We start from the raw sequence: 20530 nt of genomic DNA on the forward strand, positions 1-20530 counted from the left end.
TCCCTCTCCGACGAACTGCTCGCGGGTCGTGAGCGGTGGAACGGCCCCGACGTGGCCCCCGGGGGTTCACCGCCGCCCCCGCCCGGATCAGGACATCGTCCACTTCTGGTTCGCGGCGCCGGTGCAGTCCCACAGCTGCAGGCGGGTGCCGTCGGCCGAGGTGTTGCCGGTGGCGTCCACGCACCTGTTCGCGACGGGGTTGACCAGGTCCCTGGTCGTCGCGTTGTAGGCCCACTGCTGGTTGGCGCCGCCGGAGCACGACCACAGTTGCAGGCGGCTGCCGTTGGCGGTGCCCCGGTCGGCCACGTCCAGGCACTTGCCGAGCGCGCGGACGGTGCCGTCGCCGGGACGGGTCCACCGCTGGGCGGCGGTGCCGTTGCAGGTGTGGAGCTGGACGGCGGTGCCGTCGGCGCCGCTCGCGCCCGCGACGTCCATGCACTTGCCGTCCAGGCCGGTGACGGTGCCGGCGGGGTCGCCCGGGTTGCCGGGGTTGCCGGGGTTGCCGCTCTGCGTGCCGGACCAGGTGAAGGTGGCGGTGGTACGGCCCGGCAGGGAGTAGACGAAGGACTGGCCGCCCCAGTCGACCCGGACCGACTGCGCCGAGGTGCCGCGGTTGTGCGCGATCAGCGCCTTGGAGCCGTCGGTGTTGCGCCAGGCGACGTTCTGGATCGTGCCGTTGGCGGTGGAGTCGATCCGCTGCGCCCCTGGCCTGACGAACTTCGTCAGGTGGCCGGTCGTGTAGTACTCGACGGTGTAGTCGACCTGTCCGGCCCGGGGGCCGCCCTCCTGCACGGTGATCAGGCCGGTGCAGGTGCCGCAGCCGCCGTTGTGCGGGCCCATGTTCTGGTTGAGCGCGAGGCTCCACTTGACCAGGCTGCCGCTCCAGTTGCGGGCGTAGGTGACGATGTCGGAGAGGTCCTCGTCGTGCTGGTTGCCGATCCAGGTGCCGCCGGAGTGCTCGGTGCTGAACTGGGGCACCGACGGGTACTGGTCGTGCACCTGCGTGCCGATCACGGGTTCGCCGCCGTAGCCGTGCCAGGCGATGCCGCCGAACAGCGGGTCGTTGCGCACGCCCGGGTCGTTCAGCACCCCGGCGCCCATGCCGGCGTAGTCACCGTAGTTCCAGTCGTGGACCAGGACCTTGGTGGTGATGTTCGCCGCCCGGAAGGCCGGGTAGACGTGGTTCTTGGTGAACTCGGCCAGGCCGGAGGAGTTCCAGCTCATGCCGGGGTAGTCCATCTCAGGCGGGTTGTGCGCCTTGCAGCAGTTGGGCTCGTTCTGCACGGAGATGTAGTTCACCGGGATCCCGGCGTTCTGGTAGCTCTGGATGTACTTGACCAGGTACTGGGCGTAGGTGGGGTAGTGCTCCCACTTGAGCCAGCCCATCTGGTCCATCCGGCCGTTGTCCTTCATCCAGCCGGGGGCGCTCCACGGCACGCCCTTGACGCGCAGGGCCGGGTTGAGCGCCTTGGCCTGCCCGGTGAGCAGGCGCACGTTGGTGTCGTACCCGTTCGCGCCGAAGTCGCCGAGATCGCAGCAGGTGTCGTCGAGGGAGACGTGGCCCGGCCGGGAGAGGTCGGAGGCGCCGATGGGGTTGCGCACGAACGACAGGCCGATGCCGTCGACGGGGTGGAAGAGCCTGCGCATCACGGTGTCGCGGGTGGCCGCGCTCACGGCGCCGCCGCGCAGCAGGTGGGCGGTGGTGTCGGTGATCGAGGCCCCACCGCCCTCGAACCGCTGGTAGGTGACGTTCTCGTTGACCGTGACGGTGTGGGCGGCGCTGCCGCCGGCCGGGCCGAACGCGATCGGGGACTGCTGCTGCAGGCCGCGCGTGACGTTCCGGCCGCCCGCGTCGGAGGTGGTGGTGAGCCAGATGTTCACCGGCTCGCCGGCGGCGAGGGCGGGCGTGGCGGCCAGGGGCCCGCTCGCCCACAGGGCGGCGGCACAGGCCAGGGCCAGGGTGAGGGCCCGGCGGGGGGATCGGGACACGGCGGGGTCCTTTCGGGGGGTGCGACTGGGCCCGCGACTTCCGGGCCGTCCGTGCCGGGGCACGCGCGTTCCCGGGAGCCGTCGCTGTAACTAATGTAACAAGTAAGAAACTTGCCCGTTACAGCTCAGAACAACACACCCTGAAATCACTTGTCAAGGCCCGAATGTACGAATTTCGACGTCGCATGAGAGGGTGATCCCTTATGAAACAAATGAAACAAACGTTCAGCGCGGAACCGGTCCCGTGGAGTCGCGCACGACCACGTCGGTCCCCAGGGAGACGTGCAGCGCCTCCAGCGTGTGCCGGTTCAGCAACCGCATCAGCAGCGTGACCGCCATCCGGCCCATCTCCTGCAGGGGCTGGCGCACCGTGGTCAGCATCGGCAGGGTCGCCCGGCTGAGGTCGATGTCGTCGAAACCGGCGACCGACAGGTCCCCGGGGACGCGCAGCCCGCGCTCGGCCGCCGCCCGCAGCACCCCGACCGCCATCTTGTCGTTGAACGCGACCAGCGCCGTGGGCCGCTCCGGCAGGTCCAGCAGCTCGCGGGCCGCGCGGTAACCGTGCTCGGTGGTCGGCTCGGGCACGTGGCGCTGGAGGTCGGACGAGGGCAGGACGCCGACGTCGGCCAGCGACGCGGTGTAGCCGGCCAGCCTGGCCTCGCTGGGCAGCCACCTCACCGGACCGCCGATGATGCCGACCCGGCGGTGCCCCAGCCCGACCACGTGCGCCATCAGCCCGCGGGCCCCCGCGAAGTGCGCGGCCGACACCGCCACGATGTCCCTGGGCAGCGGCGTCCTGGGATCGATCACCACGAAGGGGAACCCCCGGTCACGCAGCCGCATGAGCTCCTCGCCCGGTTCGGGGGGGAGGATCAGGATCGCCCCCGCGACGCCGGGACGGTCGGGCAGCGTGGCGAGCACGGGGGCGCGCTGGGCCGCCTCGCCGGTGCCCAGGATCACCTGCCCGCCGTGCAGGTCGACGGTCTCGCCGATGGAGGAGACGATGAGCCCGAAGTAGTCGGTCAGCAGGTAGGGGCAGCGCACGTAGATCGTGGCACCGGAGGACACCGTCTCCTGCGCGGCGCGCGGCCGGGGCGCCTGGCCCCCCAGGCGGGCGACGGCCTGCAACACCAGGTCCCGGGTGTGCGGGGCGACGTTGGAGTGCCCGTTCAGCACCCGCGAGACCGTGGCGATCGACAGGCCCGTCTCCGCCGCGACGTCGCGCACGGTCGCGCGCGCCCGGGGCCTGACCATGCGCTCCCCCCGGGTAGCCGTATCCGTGCGGCCAGCATAACCACCGGCGGCGGGCGGCGACTTGTGGGAAACCCGGACCGGCTGGTCTGATGTCTGAAGTGTGAGGTGAGAGCGGTGAGGGAGGGTCGGGCGCCGGTCGTGGAGGCATCTGTCGAGCAACTGGTGTACGTCCGCGAGGACGAGTACACGATCGCGCGGATGAGCGCCGAGGGGCTCCCCGGCTTCGTCGCCTCCGGCCGCGCCCTGGGCGGGGTCCAGCCGGGGGAGACGCTCAGGCTCGCCGGCGAGTGGGGCGAGCACCCGCGTCACGGCAGGCGCTTCGAGGTCGTCGCGTGCGAGCGGCTGGTGCCGGCCACGGTCAGGGCCATCCGGATCTACCTGGGCTCGGGCCTGATCCGGGGGATCGGGCCGCGCCTCGCGCACGCCATCGTCAGCCACTTCGGCGAGGACACGCTCACGGTCATCGACACCGACCCGGCCCGCCTCACCGAGGTCGTCAACATCGGCCCTGCCCGGCAGGCCCAGATCACCGACGCCTGGGAGGAGCAGAAGGCGATCGCCGCGCTGATGGTCGTCCTCCAGGGCTTCGGGATCAGCCCGCTGCTGGCGGCGAAGATCTACCAGGTCTTCGGCGCCGAGTCCGAGGAGGTCCTCACCTCCGACCCGTACCGCCTCATCGGCAAGGTCAGGGGCATCGCGTTCGCCACGGCCGACAGGATCGCGCTGCGCTCCGGGCTCGCCGAGGAGAGCCCGGAGCGGGTCAAGGCGGCGATCCTGGACCGGCTGGAGACGGCGGCCGTCCGCGACGGGCACTGCTACACGAGGCTGGTCGCGCTGGTCGCCCAGACCGTGGAGATGATCGGCCAGGACCACGACCTCGTCCGGCGGATGGTGGACGTCCTGGTCGCCGACCGCAGGGTGGTCGTCGAGGCCTCCCCCGACGGCCGGGGACCGGCCGTGGTGTACCCGAAGGAGCTGCACGGCCGCGAGCTGCGGCTGACCGCCAACCTGACCCGGCTCTGCCGGGCGCCCTCGACGCTGCCCATGCGCGCCTTCCAGGAGGACCCCGGGCTGGACGAGGACCAGCGGGTGGCCGTGAACATGGCGCTGACCAGCACCGTGTCGATCCTCACCGGCGGCCCGGGGTGCGGCAAGAGCCACACCGTCAGGGTCATCGCCGCGACGGTCAGGGCCATGGGCGGCACGGTGACGCTCACCGCGCCGACCGGCAAGGCGGCCAAGCGCCTGTCGGAGCTGACCGGCATGCCCGCGATGACCGTGCACCGCATGCTGGCCCACCAGCCGGAACCCGACAGCGGCACGCTGTTCGAGCAGACCCCCGTACGGGCCGACCTGATCGTGGTCGACGAGGCGTCCATGCTGGACCTGCACCTGGCCACCCGGCTCACCTCGGCGGTCCCCTCGGGCAGCCACCTGCTGATCGTGGGCGACAGCGACCAGCTCCCGAGCATCGGCCCCGGCAGCGTGCTGGCCGACCTGCTGCGCGTCGAGACGATCGCGCGGATCCGGCTGACGCGCGTCTTCCGCCAGGCCGAGGAGAGCGGGATCATCCGGGCCGCCCACCGGATCCTGGCCGGAGAGGTGCCCGGCGTCCCCGGAGGGGGAGGCTTCTGGTTCGAGGAGATCGACGACCCCGTGAAGGTCGCCGACCGTGTGATGCACCTGGCGACCGAGGCGATCCCGCGCAAGCAGGGGGTGGACCCCGAGCAGGTCCAGGTGCTCTGCCCGATGCGCAGGGGTCCCACCGGGACGGTCGAGCTCGGCCGGCTCATCCAGGAGCGGCTCAACCCGGCGCGCGACGGGGTGGCCGAGCACTGGTCGGGCGCCTCGGTCTTCCGGGTGGGTGACCGTGTCATGCCGATCCGCAACAACTACGACAAGGGCGTCTTCAACGGCGACACCGCCACGGTCACCTCGGTCGTGGCCGAGGAGCGGGCCGTCGAGGTGCGCACCGACGACGGCCGGACCGTGCGCTACGGCTTCGGCGAGCTCGACGAGCTGACGCACGCGTACGCCGTCAGCGTGCACCGCTCCCAGGGCAGCGAGTACCCCTTCGTGGTCGCGCCGCTCGTCGGCGAGGCCGGGGGCGTCATGCTGCGCCGCAAGCTGCTCTACACGCTGGTCACCAGGGCGCGGTCCTGGGTGGTCGTCGTCGGGCAGCGCGAGGCCCTGGAGACGGCGGTCCGCAGGCTCGACCACCGCCGCAACACCGGGCTGGCCCGGCGGCTCGCGCTGAGCCTCGGGGGCGAGCTCCGCTACGAGCCCCTCCCGGCCGCGGACCCGTACGATCACGAGCCCTTCCCGGCCGCGGACCCGTAGGACGCGGCACCGGCCGGACCGCGCGGCTCCGCGCCGCCGGGCCCGGACGGGTTCCCGTGGGCGCCGGGAGCGTGGTGGAGACCCGGGCCGGTGTGGCCGGCCCGGGTCTCGTCAGGCCGTCAGGCCGTGACGTGCCGTCCGGGGCTCCGGGTTCAGGAGGCGTACACCTCGAACTCGGAGAGCTGCGCGGCGGGCCAGCCGGTGTTGGCGGTGACGTTGACGCGCAGGTAGCGCTGGGTGGTGGCGGGGAAGGTGATCGTCACGGTGTTGCCGGTCGCGGGGTCGAAGACGCGGGGAGCGGACGCGGCCAGCGTGGTGAAGGCCGAACCGTTGACGCTTCCCTGGACGGAGAGGGTCTGGGTGCGGGTGGCCCAGGCCGCCGACGGCGGCAGCTTCAGGGTCACCCTGCGGACACCGGCGGCGCCGCCGAGGTCGACGGTGGCCCACTGCGGGAAGGCGTTGTTCGCGCTCTCCCAGTAGGTCCCGGCGTTGCCGTCGACGACGTTGCCCGAGCCGTAGACGTCGGCGTGGCCGCTCTCGGTGGTGGTCCTGCCCCGCGCCAGGTTGCCGGCCGGGGGCGTGACGGTCGGGGTCGGGGTCGGGGTGACGGTCGGGGTGGGGGTGGCGCCGGGCGTGCCGTACACCTCGACGGAGGACAGTTGCGCGGCCGGCCAGCCGGTGTTGGCGGTGACGGTCAGCCGCAGGTGGCGGACGTTCGCGGCGGCGAACGGGATGCTCACCCTGTTGCCGGTGGCGGGGTCGAACGTGCGGGGCGCCGCGGCCGACAGGGTGGTGAAGTCGGTGCCGTTGGCGGAGCCCTGCACGGCGACGGTCTGGACGCGGGTGTTCCAGGCCGCCGAGGGGGGCAGCCTCAGGTCGACGCGCTGGACCGGGACGACGCCGCACAGGTCGACGGTGATCGACTGCGGGAAGGTGGCGCCGGCGCTCTCCCAGTAGGTGTCGGCGTTGCCGTCGACCGCGTTCCCGGGGGCGAAGCCCTGGTTCTGACTGCTCGCGGCGACCCGCTTGCCGCGGGCGAGGTCACCGGTGCCGGGGTTGCACGGCGGGGTGACGGTCGGCGTCGGGGTGGGGGTGACGGTCGGGGTGGGAGTGGGGGTGGGGTTTCCGCCGCCGCCGGGGTAGATGTAGTTCGGCGCGGGCCAGGTACCGGTGCAGACCTTGTCGGACGGGCTCCAGCCGGTGTTCCCGGCCCCCGCGGCGATCGCGAAGCCGGTGCCGACGCAGTTGTGGATCGCGACGCCCGCGCCGAGGTGGGCGGCGCTGACGCCCGTGAACGTCGTGTTCGCCGGTGACTGCGCCTGGATCATGTACGTGCCGGTGCCGTCGACCTTCACGTTCCTGAAGTTGACGGTGCTCGTGCTGCCCTCGATGAAGTGGATGGCGGCGTACGAGCTGTCCAGGATGTCGGTGTCGGTGACGTTCACGGTGGCGTTGACCGGCTCGTTGAGCCCGCTGAACCAGAGGGCGCCGACGCCGAAGTTCCAGTTGTAGTCGGAGTTGCCGGCACGGATCAGGGTGTTGCGGGCGACGGTGTGGGTGCCGGAGACCGCGGTGCCCTGGCCGGAGTTGACGCCCGGGTAGCGGTTGGCGATGTGGATGCCGCCGCCGTTGCTGACGCTGTCGGCCACCACGTTGTCGGTGATCTGGATGTCCCTGCCGCCGTAGGTGACCAGGTGGTTGGCCAGCAGCGTGACGCCGATGGTGTTGAAGGTGAACCTGTTGTTGACGTTCGGCACCCGCTCGGCCCACATGGCCAGCGCGTCGTCACCGGTGTTGCGGACGAAGGTGTTCGTCACCGTGGAGTTGGTGACGCCGATGTGGAAGTTCACGCCGTCGGCGGTCTGGTCGAGGATGCGGCTGTTCTTGATGGTGAAGTTGTTCATCGGGCCGTCCATCCAGGCGCCGACCTTGGTGTGCTGCATCCACACGTTGTCGACCACGGAGTCGCTCATCGCGCCGCCGATGGCGTTGACCTGGTCGTCGTCGACGCGCTCGGTGATCTCGCCGATGACGGCGAAGTCCCGCAGGGTGACGTTGCGGCTCGGGCCGCCCTCGCCGACGTACTTGCCGTAGACGCCGACGGCCTTGTTGCGCTGCGTGGGGTGGCGCCCGCCGAGCACGCTGTACCAGGGGCCGGCCCCGCGCAGGGTCACGCCGTCGACGATCACGTGGTCGTGGAGGTTGTACGTGCCCTGGGGGATGTAGACCTCCTTGCCCTGCGCCCTGCCGGCGTCGACCGCGGCCTGGAAGGCGGCCGTGTTGTCGACGCCCGTGTTGTTCTTGACCGCGCCGAAGTCGTCGACCGACAGCGATCCCGAGGGGCGGGCGATCGGGGCGCCGACGAGCTCGAAGTCGGCCAGGTCCACCGTGATGGAGTCGGTGACGGCGGTCGTGGAGACCTGGATGCGGACCTTGGTGCCGGCGGCGAGGGTGGAGCCGAACATGGTCCGGGTCTCGTCGTAGAAGTGGTGCGGGTTGCTGCCGCCGGGGGTGTTGTTGAAGGGGTAGCCGCCGTAGTACCAGCCGTACTTGGAGGTGAAGGTCAGGTCCTTGAGGTGGGAGCCGTTGACGCGGAGGCTGACCGGGGTGCTGAGGCCGGTCCCCGCGGCGTTGTCCGGCACGCTGTAGCGGACGGTGACGGCGTTCGCGGGCTTGGTCAGCGTGAACTCGACGTACTCGCCGACGGCGTCCAGGGTCACGGCCCTGCGGCCCGACGCCTCGGCGGGGAGGCGGCCGTAGGTGCGGTCCGGCCCGATGACCTGGCCGTTCGTGGTGGCGTGCGCCGGGTCCTCGGCCTCGAGCTCGGTGAACGGGACGGTCGCTCCGCGCCCGGGGACGTCGAAGATCGAGTCGACCGCCACGGCGGCCGAGGCACCCGACGACGTGGCGCCGGGGATCACCAGCGCTCCCGCCGCGAGCGCCAGGGCGGTGGCCGTCGTCCAGCCGCGTGGTCTGCCGGTTTTCCTCATCGGATGACCCTTCATGGGGGGAGAGCCGGACATCGCCCCGGTCGGGGGCGCGCCGACCGCTGCCTGTCCGGCAGAACTGCCCACACCATAAGATGACGGACAAGTGACCGCAATGTTCCGACAAAAACATGCAAGGTAACGACTTTGCACGGGGGTGGATCAGTCCCCGGCCCGGCCGAACCGGGCGCCCCACTCGCGGACCCGTTCGAGCAGTTCGGGCGGGCCGAGGACGCGGAAGTCGGCGCCGAGCACGCCCAGCGCCATGGTCGGCCAGTCCAGGGAGTCGGAGGTCATGCGCACCCGGCAGTGCTCGTCGTCGACCTCCTCGACCGTGCACCACCTGCCGATCCGCTCACGCGCGACCGCCGCCGGGACGTCGGCCAGCACCTCCACCCGGTACGGGCGGGGCAGGCCGCCCAGGCCGCCGGCGCGGACGAACGCGGCGGCGTCGGCGGCGGGCAGGTCGCGGGGGAGGAACCGGGAGCCGTCGCCCCGCGGCGCGGCGAGCCGGTCGACCCGGAAGCTGCGCCAGTCGTGCCGGGTGAGGTCGTAGGCGACCAGATACCAGCGGCGGCCCAGGCAGACCAGCCGGTGCGGTTCGGTGTGCCGGTCGGTGCGCCGCCCGTCGGCGGCGGTGTAGGAGAAGCGGAGCCGTTCACCGTCCCGGCAGGCCAGCGCGATCGCGGTGAGCACGCCCGGGTCCACGCCCGCCCCGGTCCGGTCGTCCCAGCCGGCGGGCACGGTCATCGCGCGGAGCGCCTCGACCTGGCGCCGCAGCCGGGCCGGCATCACCCGTGCCACCTTGGCCAGCGCCCGCACCGAGGACTCGGCGATGCCCTCCACCGCGCTCTGCGTGGCGGCCTGCAACCCCACGACCAGGGCGACCGCCTCCTCGTCGTCGATCACCAGCGGCGGCAGCGACGCGCCCGCGGCGAGCTCGTAGCCGCCGTCCACGCCGCGCCGCGCCTCGACCGGGTAGCCCAGCTCGCGCAGCCGGTCGACGTCCCGGCGCAGGGTGCGGGGCGAGACCCCCAGCCGTCCGGCCAGTTCGGTGCCCGGCCAGTAGCGGTGGGTCTGCAGCAGGGACAGCAGTCGCAGCGTCCGGGTGCTGGTGTTGGCCATGTTCCGATTCTTCCGTGATTCAGGTCAGGAAGTGACCGCTATGCGGCCTAGCGTGGAACCTGACCGCGAAACAGGACAACGGAAGGCGGAGACAGACCATGAGCGAGGCCACGATCGCCGGCGAGACGGCCACCCGTGACACCATCGACGCGCCCGTCACCACCGACGTGCCCGCCACCACCGACGTGCCCGCCACCACCGGCGTGCCCGCCACCGACGCGTCCGGCGGCGCGTCCCCCGTCACCGGCGAGCGCGCCGACCTGCTGGCGATGCTGGCCAAGCACCGGCACTTCCTGCGGCTCACCACCCGTGACCTCACCGACGAGCAGGCCGGGCGGCGGAGCACCGTCAGCGAGCTGTGCCTGGGCGGGCTGATCAAGCACGTCGCGTCGGTCGAGCGCGGCTGGGCCGACTTCATCCTGAACGGCCCGTCGGCGATGGGCGACGCCTCCTCCATGACCGAGGCCGACTGGGCCCGGCGGGACGAGGAGTTCCGCCTGCTCCCCGGCGAGACGCTGGCCGGGGTGCTGGCCGCCTACGACGAGGTCGCCCGCCGGACCGACGAGCTGGTCGCCACGCTGCCCGATCTGGACGCCGCCTGGCCGCTGCCGGAGGCCCCGTGGTTCGAGCCCGGCGCGCGGTGGACGGCCCGCAGGACGCTGATGCACATCATGACCGAGACCGCCCAGCACGCCGGCCACGCCGACATCATCCGCGAGTCCCTCGACGGCGCCAAGAGCATGGGCTGACAGCCCCGAACCGCGGCGGGGCTGAGGCGCCGCGCACTCTCAGCTGCCAGGCGAGGGGGCAGGGGCGTGACGCGGATGCGGAACGGTGAAGGCGGGGGAACCGGCAGGTGCGAAGGTAGGCTGCCTTCTCGTGACGACGTTCCGGATCGGCGAGGCCGCCGCGCTGCTGGGGGTCAGCCCCGACACCGTCCGCCGCTGGGTGGACGCCGACCGGCTCCCCGCCCGGCGGGACGAGCACGGCCACCGGACGGTGGCCGGTGAGGACCTCGCCGCGTTCGCCCGCGCGCGGATCGAGGCCGAGAGCGGATCGGGCCGTTCGTCGGCGCGGAACCGCTTCCGCGGGATCGTGACCGAGGTCGTCAGGGACGCGGTCATGGCCCAGGTGGAGATCGCCGCGGGACCGTACCGGGTGGTGTCGCTGATGAGCCGCCAGGCCGCCGACGAACTGGGCCTGGAGGTGGGGGTGATGGCGGTCGCCGTGATCAAGTCCACCAACGTGGTCGTGGAGATCGCCGACGACGTCCGCACGACGGGATGACGGCGCCGTGAGCGGTCCGTCCGGCGGGGTGGCGGGGGAGCCGTCCGGTGGCGCGCCGGGGCGGCGGTCCGGTGGCGCGCCGGGCGGACCGCCCGAGGGTCCGCCCGGCGGGGTGGCGGTGACGGGGCGCCTGCCCTGGGTGCTGGTGCTGCCCGCCGTGGCGGGCATCGCCTTCCTGACGCTGCCGCTGGCCGGGCTGCTGGTACGCGCCCCCTGGTCCACGCTGGCCGGAAGGCTCGGCGAGCCGCAGGTGCTGGAGGCGCTGCGCCTGTCGCTGGTGACCGCGACCGCGGCCACGCTGGTGTGCCTGCTGCTCGGCGTACCGCTGGCGTGGTTGCTGGCCCGCGTCGCCTTTCCCGGCCGCCGCCTGGTGCGGGCGCTGGTCACGGTCCCCCTCGTGCTGCCCCCGGTGGTCGGCGGGGTCGCCCTGCTGCTCGTCCTGGGGCGGCGCGGCCTGGTCGGCCAGTGGCTCGACACCACCTTCGGCGTCACCCTGCCGTTCACCACGGCCGGAGTCGTCGTCGCCGAGACGTTCGTCGCCATGCCGTTCCTGGTCATCAGCGTCGAGGGCGCGCTGCGCGCCGCCGACCCGCGCTTCGAGGAGGCCGCCGCGACGCTGGGCGCCTCCCGCTGGACCGTCTTCCGCCGCGTCACCCTGCCGCTGATCGCCCCCGGCGTCGTGGCCGGCGCCGTGCTCTGCTGGGCTCGCGCGCTGGGCGAGTTCGGGGCCACCATCACCTTCGCCGGCAACTTCCCCGGCCGGACCCAGACCATGCCGCTGGCCGTGTACCTCGCCCTGGAGACCGAACCGGAGGCCGCGATCGTGCTCAGCCTCGTCCTGCTCGCCGTCTCGGTGATCATCCTGGCCGGCCTGCGCGACCGGTGGGTGAGCGGCCCATGACCCTGAACGCCCACCTCGTCGTCACCCGCCCCCGGTTCCGCCTGGACGTCGAGATCGAGGTGGCCGCCGGCCAGGTCGTGGCCCTGCTCGGTCCCAACGGCGCGGGCAAGACCACCGCGCTGCGCGCCCTGGCGGGGCTCACCGGCCTGTCGGGCGGGCGGATCGTCCTGGACGGCGAGCCGCTGCACCCCCTGGCGGCCGAACACCGCCCGATCGGCATGGTCTTCCAGGACTACCTGCTCTTCCCCCACCTGTCGGCCCTGGACAACGTCGCCTTCGGGCCCCGCTGCCACGGCCTCTCCAGGGCGGAGGCACGGCGCGTCGCCGCGGAATGGCTGGAGCGCGTCGGCCTGGCCGCGTACGCGGGGACGAGGCCGCGGCGGCTCTCGGGCGGGCAGGCCCAGCGCGTCGCCCTGGCCCGCGCCCTCGCCGTCAGGCCCCGCCTGCTGCTGATGGACGAGCCGCTGGCCGCCCTGGACGCCCACACCCGCCTGGAGATCCGCTCCCGGCTCCGCCGGCACCTGGCCGACTTCGACGGCGCGACCGTCCTGGTCACCCACGACCCGCTGGACGCCATGGTGCTCGCCGACCACCTGGTCGTCATCGAGAACGGCGCCGTCGTGCAGCACGGCACCCCGGCCGAGGTCGCCCGCCGCCCGCGTACCGACTACGTCGCCCGCCTGGTCGGTCTCAACCTCTACCGGGGCACGGCCACCGGGCGGCGGGTCACCGTCGGGGAGGTGGGCCTCAGCGTCGCCGAACACGTGGAAGGACCGGCGTTCGTCGCCTTCGCGCCCAGCGCGGTCGCGCTCTACAGGACCCGCCCCGACGGCAGCCCGCGCAACCTCTGGGAGGCGACGATCGAGGGCGTCGAGCGGCACGGCGACAACGTCCGCATCCACCTGGAGGGACCGATCGAGGTCTCGGCCGACGTCACCCCGGCGGCGGTCGCCGACCTCGACCTCACCCCGGGCCGGCGGATCTGGGCCTCGGTCAAGGCCACGGAGACCCACGCGTACCCGTTCTGACCCGCCGGCTCCCCGTCACGGAATCGGCGCGGGGGCGGTGCCAGGGGGGCGCGGAGGCGTGACGGGCACCGCGTGGCGCCGGGGCGTGCCGGTCACCTGCGGGCACAATGGCGGGAAGGGGGGATGATCTATGCGCGTCGCCGTGCTCGGCATGGGCGTGATGGGACGGGCGATGGCCCGCCGGTTGCTGGCGCTCGGTTTCCCGGTGACGGTGTGGAACCGCACGCCGGGCAGGGCGGCCGAGCCGGTCGGCCTCGGCGCCGTGGAGGCGGGCTCGCCCGCCGACGCCGCGCGGGACGCCGAGGCGGTGCTGCTGTCGCTCGCCGACGACAGGGCGGTCCGGGAGGTGATGGCCCACCTGCCCGCGACCGGTTCCGAGGGACCGGTCGTGGCGGACATGAGCACCGTGGCCCCCGCCACGACCCGCGCGTTGCGCGATCTGGCTCCCGGGCGCAGGTTCGTGGCCGCGCCCGTCCTCGGCGGGCCGCAGGCCGTCGCCGAGGGCCGGGCGACGGTCCTGGTGGGCGGGGAGCGCGACCTCGTCGACACGCTGAAACCGGTCTGGACGCGGGCGTTCGCCTCCTACTCCTACTGCGGCGCCGACCCCGGTGACGCGCTCGGGTTCAAGCTGCTGAACAACTACCTGCTCATGTCCGGGCTGGCCGTACTGGCCGAGGCGACGGTCGCGGCCAGGGAGGCCGGTCTCGACGAGACGTTGCTGCACGACTTCCTCCTCCGGTGGCCCACCGTCGCACCCGCCCTGCACAACCGGGTCGACGACGTGCTGGGAGGCGACCACCGTGGGTGGTTCACGACGAGCCTGGCCGCCAAGGACCTGCGACTCGCCGCGGAGCTGGCGGAACCGGGCGGCGTGGATCTCCCGATCGTCCGCCTGGTCGGGCGGCGCTACGAGGAGGCGGCCGAGGAGGGCTGGGGCGACGCCGACATCGGCGCGATCGTCGAGCCGCTGCGCGCGCGGCGATCTCACTGACCTCGGCGACCGCGGCGACCTCGCTGACCGCGGTCGCCCCGCCGCACGTGGCCTGCCCGTCCCGGCAGGCCACGGCCCCCGGAGGGGCTCGGTCCCGTCCGCTCAGACCGGCGGGCAGCTTCGCGGGACGCCGCCGGTCAGAGCGGTGAGCGGGCAGACCGAGATCTTCGGGTGGTACGGGCCCATGACGGCCGCCGCGGACCGCCGGGGCCGCCGGGGCCGCCGGGGCCGCCGGGGCCGCCGGGGTCGTCGAGCGGGCCGAAGCCGCCGGGGTCGCCGGCGGACTCCACCGGAGCGCTTCCGGCAGGTTCGCCTCGCCCGGGGCGGGGGTGGCGCCGCGCTCGCAGGCGGGCACCGGCCGGGAGACGCCGTCGCGTTCGAACACCACCGACGGCAGCGGCACCCGCGAGAAGTCACCGTCCGCGGGCAGGTACGCCCTCAGCACCACGTGGCCGCGGTCGCCCTCGGAGGCTTCCTGCGGGGCGAGGGGAAGGACATTGGCCTGCCCCGGGGCCGCATCGGGGCGGACGGTCACGGTGTAACGCCCGCCCGGGGCGGCCGGTTGCCGCCAGGGGTTGACGCTGCCCGGATCCGGGTCGACGAGGTGGTCGGGCAGCGACGAGCCGACACCGTCGTGGGTGAACGAGCCCCCGCCGTCCTTGTACACGTTGAACGAGGTGTACCGGCTGTCGGCGTACCGGCCCGAGAGCGTGATGCGCAGGCCGTCCTGAACGGTGAACGGCAACACCCAGTACGACGCGGCGGTGTCCGGGAAGAAGATGTTGTTCGTGTCCGCCGTCACCTGGAGGCCCCAGGCGCAGTCCGGGGTCACCGGCGGCGTGACGGCCGCCGCGTCGGCGGCCCGCGGGAGCGGCGAGACGACGAGCGCGGCGGCCGTGAGCGTGGCGAGCGGTCCTCCTCGGAGGCGGTGGTGGTGAAGGCGGGGGCGCCCGCCGGATCTCGTGCTGGTCATGCGATTACCTCCTGGTCGCGACAGGTCCATGCGGGAACGTGCGAGCCGGGTCCGCCCTCAGCGGGTCCTGGCCACCTCGGCGGCCACGGCGCGGAACGCGGCCAGCGCCTCGCGCCGGTCGTCGGCCGACGGGGCGGAGGTGGCCGACTTCACGACGACCACGCCGTGCTCGGGCGAGACGTAGACGTACTGGCCGCCGAACCCGGCGGCCATGAAGTCACCCTCGTCGCCGTCGCCCAGCCACCAGTGCAGCCCGTAGCCGGGGTTGAAGGAGGATGACGGCCTGGTCGAGGCGTCGACCCAGGAGCGCGGCACCACCTGGCGTCCCTTCGCCCTCCCGCCGTTGAGGTAGAGCAGGCCGAACCGGGCGAGGTCGCGGTCCGTGGCATGGAGGCAGCAGTAGCCGAGGTTGTCGCCGTTGCCGTCGTTGCCGACGCCCAGCGTGGACTCCATGCCCGCGGGCTTCCAGATCTTCTTCTCCACGTACCGGTGGAACGGGGTGCGGGTGGCGCGGCCGACGAGCCTGGCGAGCACGAAGGAGTTCATGCTCGTGTACTCGAACCTGCTGCCCGGCTCCCAGCCGCGCACCTGCCGCGCCGCGATCCTCGCCACCGGCTTGCCCTGATTGGCGGCCACCTGCACGCGCGGCACGTCGGAGCGCTCGTCCCAGTCGATCCCGGACGACATCCGCAGCAGGTCGCGTACGGACACCCCGTCGTACCCCGAGCCACGCAGTTCGGGCAGGTAGGCGGTCACCGGGTCGTCGATCGAGCGGATCCGGCGCTCGCGCACGGCGATACCGACGGCGGCCGAGGTGAAGGACTTCGCCACCGACCAGGACTGGAACCTGGTGTCGCGGTTCGCCGCGACGTAGCGCTCGTACACGATCTCCTGGCCGTCCAGGACGACGAAGCCGTTGGTCCCGGTGCGCTTGAGAAAGCCCGCCAGGGTGCTCTTCCGCCCGTCGTGGGTGTAGCGCACCGACAGCCGCCGGGGAGCGCTCCTCAGCGTGACAGGGGTGGCCGAGGGACGCACCAGGTCGAGCGAACCGGACTCGGCGGTCCCGGTCGCGGTCGCGGAACCGGCCGGGGACGTCGAACCGGCCGAGGCCGTGGAACCGGCCGGGGACGTCGAACCGGCCGAGGCCGTGGAACCGGTCCGGGCCGCCGCCGTCTGCGGGAGGGCGGCGGCGGGGACCGCCCAGGTGGCCACGGCCAGCGCGGCGGCCGTGACGACGACGGGTCTTCGCGGGTGACGGCTGGTGCGGGGTGCTCTCATGGTCTCTCCGTAGGTCCGGGCGGCGAGCCGGCCGCTCTGGTACGGCAGGGATCATGACGCACTTTCATGGCAGTTCTCTGGCAGGAGCGGGAAGGGTCCGAGACCCTTGGCGGTCCCCGGGAGGGGCCGGGACCCCCGGCGGCCGAGAGGCGGGCGCGGCCGCAGGGCCGTTCAGGGGCAGGCGCACCTCGACACGCGTCCCCGCGTCCGGCCCCGGATCGACCACCGCGACCGTGCCGCCGTGCAGCACGACCTGCTGCCGGACGAGGGTGAGGCCGAGGCCGGACCCGGGGCTGCCGGCCCGCCGGTGGAAGCGGGTGAAGACGGACTCCCGCTCGGCGAGCGGTATGCCGGGCCCGCCGTCCCGGACGGTGAGCACCGCTTCCCCGTCCGCCGAGGAGAGGGTCACGGCGATCACCGCACGGCCGGTGGCGTGGGTGCCGTGAGCCGCCTCGTGGGTGTCCCGAACCTGGTTCTCGCCCGGCGCCTGAAACGTGCCGTGAACCTGGTTCTCGCCCGGCGCATGAGCCGTGCCGTGAACCTGGTCCTCACCCGGTGGCTGAAACGTGCCGCCGACCGGCGCCCGAACGGGGTCGTGGATCGCGCCGTGGATCGCGGCGTTGTCGAGGAGGTTGTCGACGATCACCCGGAGCCCTTCCTCCCACCCTCTCATCGGCAGGTCCTCCGAGCAGGAGAGGGCGATCACGGCGCCCGGGTGACGGCGCCGGGCCTCCTCGACCGCGGTGGCGGTGAGCTCGGCCAGGTCGGTCCCGGTGAAGGCGTCGGGGCCGACCAGCTCGCCGCGGGCCAGCCGGCGGAGCATGGTGATCAACCGCTGTGTCCGGTCGTGTTCCGCCCGCAGGTCCGCGATGATCTCGGTCCGCTCCGCGGTGTCCAGGCCGGGGTGGTCGAGCAGGCCGAGGTTGGTGCCCATGCTGGTCAACGGGGTCCGCAGCTCGTGCGAGACGGTGGCGGCGAAGGCGCGGACGGTCTCCAGCGCCTCGGCGGTACGGGCCACCGCGGCCTCCCGCCGGTCCAGCAGCTCGTTGAGCATCCCGGCCAGCTCGTCGATCTCGACGACCCCGGAGGCGGTCGCCAGCCGGGCGTCCGGGACGGCGGGCACGCCGAGATCACGGGCCTGACGGCGGAGAACCGTCAGCGGGCGTACCGCGAGGTGGCCCAGCCGGAAACCGGCCCCCGCGCCCGCCACGGCGGCGACCAGGGTGACCAGGACCACGCGCTCGCGGAGCACGGTGAGGTCCCGGTCGAGGTGCTCCTCGGCCTCGAACACCCACAGGCGGCCCGTGTCCCCCCGGAGGCCCAGCCCGGAGGCCGTGAACCGCCACCGCCGCCCCCCGTCGGTGAAGGTGGCCGGTCCGTTCCGGTCCGCCGCGGGCATCGTGGCCGGTACGTCCCCGATGACGAGCGGCGCCGCGCCCGGCACGTCGACGCGCATCCCGCCCGGGTCGCCGGAGCCCAGCGCGGCCGAGGCCAGCCGCCGGGCGATGAACTCGGGATGTACCCGGGGCCACAGGCGCACCCGCCACACGTACGACGTCGCCATCGGTGCCAGGGCGCGGACCCGGAGCGCGAGCTGCCTGTCCCGCTCGGCGCCCAGGTCGTGGGAGACCAGGCTCAGTACGAGCAGGCCGCCCAGCAGCACCAGCAGCGGGACGAGCACGGCCAGGCAGACCGCGAACCGGGTGGAGAGCCTCACCGCGGGTCCCGCAGCACGAACCCGACGCCGCGCACCGTGTGCACCATGCGCGGCTCACCGGCCGACTCCAGCTTGCGCCGCAGATAACCGACGAAGGTGTCCACCGCGTTGTCGGTCACCTCGAAGTCGTATCCCCAGACCCGTTCCAGCAGCACCGGACGGGACAGCACGAGGCCCGCGTTGTGCGCCAGGACCTCCAGCAGGTCGAACTCCCGCCTGGTCAGCTCGACCTCCCGGCCGCCGACGGTGACCCGGCGGGCGGCCGGGTCGACGGTCAGCGGCCCGACCCGGACCGTCTCACCGGCCGCGCGTCCGGCCCGCCGCAGCAGCGCGCGCAGCCGCAGGACCAGCTCGTTCAGGTCGAACGGCTTGACGACGTAGTCGTCGGCGCCCGCGGCCAGCCCGGCCACCCGGTCGGCGACCTCGTCCATGGCCGAGAGCATCAGCACCGGCACCTCCGAGCCGCGCGCCCGCAACCGGCGGCACGTCTCGATCCCCGAGAGGCCTTGCATCGAGACGTCGAGGACGATCGCGTCCATCTCGATGTCGTCCATCAGGTCGAGCGCGCCCCGGCCGGAGTCGGTGGTCTGCACGTCGAAGCCCTCCAGCCGCAGCCCCCGCCGGAGCGAACGCCGGATCGCGGGATCGTCGTCGACGACGAGAACGCGGTGTCCGGTCATCGTGGGCCCCCTGTCCATCGGCGGCCGGCACCTCCGGCCCGGGCCGGCCTCGCGGGACGCGCCGGTCCGTCACCCCGGTGGAGCGGACTGGCGGCGGGCCGGCAGACAGGCATCCTGGCAGAAGCCCGGCCGGGAGCCCAGCGCGCCGGATGTCTCCGGCCCCCGTCGCCGGAGACATCCGGCACGGCTCATCCGGCACGGCACGTCCGGCACGGCTCGTCCGGCACGGCTCATCCGGCCGGTGGGACGACGCGCCCGTGCAGCACGAGGGCCCAGGCCAGGCAGGAGAAGGCGGCGACGCACGCCACCGTGCGCGCGATGTTCCAGCGGACCCACACGCCCTCGAACCGCTCGCGCACCGCCGCCAGGTCGGCGGCGCCGCCGGGGTCACCGGCGGCGTTCAGCGCGTTGTTGAGCGGCACGTTGACCCGGAACGTGATGACGAGCACCACCGCGTACAGCACGAGCGCGGCCACGATCCAGGGCAGCACGGGCCTGCCGTCCCGCCCGAGGTGAAGGCCCGCGGCCAGTGCGACCAGCGGCAGGGCGCCCGCGAAGCAGACGGCGAACCAGCCGTTGAGGATCGCCACGTTGATCCGCTGCATCGCGCCGACGAAGGTGCGGTCGTCGGTCCGCGCCAGGCCGGGCATGACGGAGCAGGCGTAGGCGTACAGGAGACCCGCCACGAGTCCCACGGTGATGGTCGCGGCGATCAGCGCGACGCTTCGGAACGGTGTCATCTTCGCGACCTCCATGGTCGTCGTCGGACATCAGGTGAACGGGACAGGGGACGCGACCCGCCGAGGACCGGCGTCATGCCGCGCCGTTCCCGCCGTTCCCGTCGCTCTCCCGGCCGTTGTCGCTCCTGTCGTGAACGTTCTGTGTCATGGGTCCCAGTGAACCGGGGAAACATGAGACGGGCCATGGCTGAAAAGCGCACTTCCATGTTCTGGCGTCTATGGTGAGGTGGTGGACGCACTCACCGACTTCCTGGACGGCCCGAGGGCCCGGGGAGCGTTCCTGCTCCGCTCGATCCTGAGCCCGCCCTGGTCCCTGCGGATCCAGGACCGGGCACCGCTGGCACTGGCGGCCGTCGTGCGGGGCGAGGCGTGGATGGTCCCCGACGGGGGGGACCCGGTGCGGCTGGGGCCGGGGGACGTCGCGGTCATCCGAGGTCCCGACCCCTACACGGTCGCCGACGATCCGGTCACGCCCCCGCAGGTGATGATCCATCCCGGGCAGCGCTGCACCACTCCCGACGGGCGGGACCTCAAGGAGGCGATGAGCCTGGGCGTCCGTACGTGGGGCAACGATCCGGACGGGTCGGCGGTGATCCTCACCGGCGCCTACCAGATGCGGGGGGAGATCAGCCGGCGCCTGCTGGAGGCGTTGCCCCCGCTGCTGGTCCTGCCGGAGGACGCCTGGGACTGCCCGATCATCCCCCTCCTCACCGACGAGATCGTCAAGGACGAGCCGGGGCAGGAGGCGGTCCTGGACCGGTTGCTCGACCTGCTGCTCATCGCGGTCCTGCGGGCCTGGTTCTCCCGCCCGGAGGCCGGTGCCCCGGCCTGGTACCGCGCCCACGGCGATCCGGTGGTGGGCAAGGCCCTGCGCCTGCTGCACAACAATCCGGCCCACCCCTGGACGGTGGCCGACCTGGCCGCCGAGACCGGCGTCTCCCGGGCGGCCCTGGCCCGTCGCTTCACCGATCTGGCCGGTGAGTCACCCATGGCGTTCCTCACCGGCTGGCGGCTGGCGATGGCCGCCGACCTGCTGCGCGAGACGAACGCCACCGTCGGCGCGGTGGCCCGGCAGGTCGGGTACGGCAGTTCGTTCGCGCTCAGCACCGCCTTCAAACGGGTGCACGGCGTCAGCCCGCAGGAGTACCGGACCGGGACGCACGCCTCCGGGACCGGCCACGACGCCGACGCGCCCCGGTCCCGCGTCCGGGTGGACTGAGCCGGGACCTCCCGCATCGTG

The 20530-nt window shown here is 73.3% G+C and carries 16 protein-coding genes; 8 read left to right on the forward strand and 8 right to left on the reverse strand.

The annotated features are described in order from the left end of the window. Positions 1 to 87: 87 nt before the first annotated feature. Both AB0G16_RS20420 and AB0G16_RS20425 read right to left on the reverse strand, forming a co-directional pair. Positions 88 to 1989 carry a ricin-type beta-trefoil lectin domain protein gene (locus AB0G16_RS20420; RefSeq protein WP_362806877.1) on the reverse strand — a complete coding sequence of 634 codons (1902 nt, stop codon included), beginning with the start codon at positions 1987 to 1989 and terminating at the stop codon, positions 88 to 90. Positions 1990 to 2214: 225 nt separating this feature from the next. Beyond that, a complete protein-coding gene (locus AB0G16_RS20425; RefSeq protein WP_362806879.1) occupies positions 2215 to 3243 on the reverse strand; it encodes a LacI family DNA-binding transcriptional regulator in 1029 nt (342 codons plus the stop codon). Positions 3244 to 3357: 114 nt separating this feature from the next. On the opposite strand from AB0G16_RS20425, the gene AB0G16_RS20430 reads away from it, so the two are divergent. Then, positions 3358 to 5583 (forward strand): ATP-dependent RecD-like DNA helicase, encoded by a 2226-nt coding sequence (locus tag AB0G16_RS20430; RefSeq protein ID WP_362806882.1) that lies wholly within the window; start codon positions 3358 to 3360, stop codon positions 5581 to 5583. Between the two features lie 152 nt (positions 5584 to 5735). Here the strand turns inward: AB0G16_RS20430 and AB0G16_RS20435 are convergent, their stop codons facing one another. Both AB0G16_RS20435 and AB0G16_RS20440 read right to left on the reverse strand, forming a co-directional pair. Continuing rightward, positions 5736 to 8573: a discoidin domain-containing protein gene (locus AB0G16_RS20435; protein ID WP_362806885.1), complete on the reverse strand. Its 2838-nt coding sequence runs from the start codon at positions 8571 to 8573 to the stop codon at positions 5736 to 5738. Between the two features lie 159 nt (positions 8574 to 8732). Then, a complete protein-coding gene (locus AB0G16_RS20440; RefSeq protein WP_362806888.1) occupies positions 8733 to 9695 on the reverse strand; it encodes a YafY family protein in 963 nt (320 codons plus the stop codon). A 98-nt stretch (positions 9696 to 9793) separates the two neighbouring features. Between AB0G16_RS20440 and AB0G16_RS20445 the strand changes: the two genes are divergently transcribed. The 6 genes from AB0G16_RS20445 (at position 9794) to AB0G16_RS20470 (ending at position 14840) form a co-directional block, all read left to right on the forward strand. Beyond that, positions 9794 to 10444 carry a DinB family protein gene (locus tag AB0G16_RS20445; protein ID WP_362806891.1) on the forward strand — a complete coding sequence of 217 codons (651 nt, stop codon included), beginning with the start codon at positions 9794 to 9796 and terminating at the stop codon, positions 10442 to 10444. Between the two features lie 130 nt (positions 10445 to 10574). Further along, positions 10575 to 10982 carry a TOBE domain-containing protein gene (locus tag AB0G16_RS20450; protein ID WP_362806894.1) on the forward strand — a complete coding sequence of 136 codons (408 nt, stop codon included), beginning with the start codon at positions 10575 to 10577 and terminating at the stop codon, positions 10980 to 10982. Positions 10983 to 11094: 112 nt separating this feature from the next. Further along, positions 11095 to 11883 (forward strand): ABC transporter permease, encoded by a 789-nt coding sequence (locus AB0G16_RS20455; RefSeq protein ID WP_362807109.1) that lies wholly within the window; start codon positions 11095 to 11097, stop codon positions 11881 to 11883. Then, positions 11880 to 12911, forward strand: a complete 1032-nt coding sequence (locus AB0G16_RS20460) for an ABC transporter ATP-binding protein (RefSeq protein WP_362806897.1) — start codon at positions 11880 to 11882, stop codon at positions 12909 to 12911. The genes AB0G16_RS20455 and AB0G16_RS20460 overlap by 4 nt, the downstream gene beginning before the upstream one ends. 130 nt (positions 12912 to 13041) lie before the next feature. Next, positions 13042 to 13902: an NAD(P)-dependent oxidoreductase gene (locus AB0G16_RS20465; RefSeq protein ID WP_362806900.1), complete on the forward strand. Its 861-nt coding sequence runs from the start codon at positions 13042 to 13044 to the stop codon at positions 13900 to 13902. A gap of 734 nt (positions 13903 to 14636) precedes the next feature. Next, the gene (locus AB0G16_RS20470) at positions 14637 to 14840 is read left to right on the forward strand and encodes a hypothetical protein (RefSeq protein WP_362806902.1); all 204 of its coding nucleotides are present in this window, start codon (positions 14637 to 14639) and stop codon (positions 14838 to 14840) included. A gap of 92 nt (positions 14841 to 14932) precedes the next feature. Here AB0G16_RS20470 and AB0G16_RS20475 read toward each other — a convergent pair whose 3' ends face one another. From AB0G16_RS20475 to AB0G16_RS20490, 4 genes are all read right to left on the reverse strand, one after another. Next, positions 14933 to 16153 carry a serine hydrolase domain-containing protein gene (locus AB0G16_RS20475; protein WP_362806905.1) on the reverse strand — a complete coding sequence of 407 codons (1221 nt, stop codon included), beginning with the start codon at positions 16151 to 16153 and terminating at the stop codon, positions 14933 to 14935. A 64-nt stretch (positions 16154 to 16217) separates the two neighbouring features. After that, positions 16218 to 17870, reverse strand: coding sequence for a HAMP domain-containing sensor histidine kinase (locus AB0G16_RS20480; RefSeq protein WP_362806908.1), 1653 nt, complete (start codon positions 17868 to 17870; stop codon positions 16218 to 16220). Then, complete coding sequence (locus tag AB0G16_RS20485) at positions 17867 to 18550, reverse strand: response regulator transcription factor (protein WP_362806911.1); 684 nt, start codon at positions 18548 to 18550, stop codon at positions 17867 to 17869. Before AB0G16_RS20485 ends, AB0G16_RS20480 begins: the two co-directional genes overlap by 4 nt. A 230-nt stretch (positions 18551 to 18780) precedes the next feature. After that, positions 18781 to 19290 (reverse strand): anthrone oxygenase family protein, encoded by a 510-nt coding sequence (locus tag AB0G16_RS20490; protein WP_362806915.1) that lies wholly within the window; start codon positions 19288 to 19290, stop codon positions 18781 to 18783. A gap of 229 nt (positions 19291 to 19519) precedes the next feature. On the opposite strand from AB0G16_RS20490, the gene AB0G16_RS20495 reads away from it, so the two are divergent. Beyond that, positions 19520 to 20509 carry an AraC family transcriptional regulator gene (locus tag AB0G16_RS20495; RefSeq protein ID WP_362806918.1) on the forward strand — a complete coding sequence of 330 codons (990 nt, stop codon included), beginning with the start codon at positions 19520 to 19522 and terminating at the stop codon, positions 20507 to 20509. The last annotated feature ends 21 nt before the right edge of the window (positions 20510 to 20530 follow it).

The sequence above is a fragment of the Streptosporangium sp. NPDC023615 genome (assembly GCF_040640155.1).
In the GTDB taxonomy this organism is placed as follows: Bacteria; Actinomycetota; Actinomycetes; order Streptosporangiales; family Streptosporangiaceae; genus Streptosporangium.

Excerpts from the sequence above, each read along its gene's own strand:
- AB0G16_RS20490 (WP_362806915.1), bottom strand. The coding sequence starts at position 19,290 with ATGACACCGTTCCGAAGCGTCGCGCTGATCGCCGCGACCATCACCGTG.
- AB0G16_RS20485 (WP_362806911.1), bottom strand. The coding sequence starts at position 18,550 with ATGACCGGACACCGCGTTCTCGTCGTCGACGACGATCCCGCGATCCGG.
- AB0G16_RS20475 (WP_362806905.1), bottom strand. The coding sequence starts at position 16,153 with ATGAGAGCACCCCGCACCAGCCGTCACCCGCGAAGACCCGTCGTCGTC.
- AB0G16_RS20445 (WP_362806891.1), top strand. The coding sequence starts at position 9,794 with ATGAGCGAGGCCACGATCGCCGGCGAGACGGCCACCCGTGACACCATC.
- AB0G16_RS20425 (WP_362806879.1), bottom strand. The coding sequence starts at position 3,243 with ATGGTCAGGCCCCGGGCGCGCGCGACCGTGCGCGACGTCGCGGCGGAG.
- AB0G16_RS20440 (WP_362806888.1), bottom strand. The coding sequence starts at position 9,695 with ATGGCCAACACCAGCACCCGGACGCTGCGACTGCTGTCCCTGCTGCAG.
- AB0G16_RS20465 (WP_362806900.1), top strand. The coding sequence starts at position 13,042 with ATGCGCGTCGCCGTGCTCGGCATGGGCGTGATGGGACGGGCGATGGCC.
- AB0G16_RS20460 (WP_362806897.1), top strand. The coding sequence starts at position 11,880 with ATGACCCTGAACGCCCACCTCGTCGTCACCCGCCCCCGGTTCCGCCTG.
- AB0G16_RS20435 (WP_362806885.1), bottom strand. The coding sequence starts at position 8,573 with ATGAGGAAAACCGGCAGACCACGCGGCTGGACGACGGCCACCGCCCTG.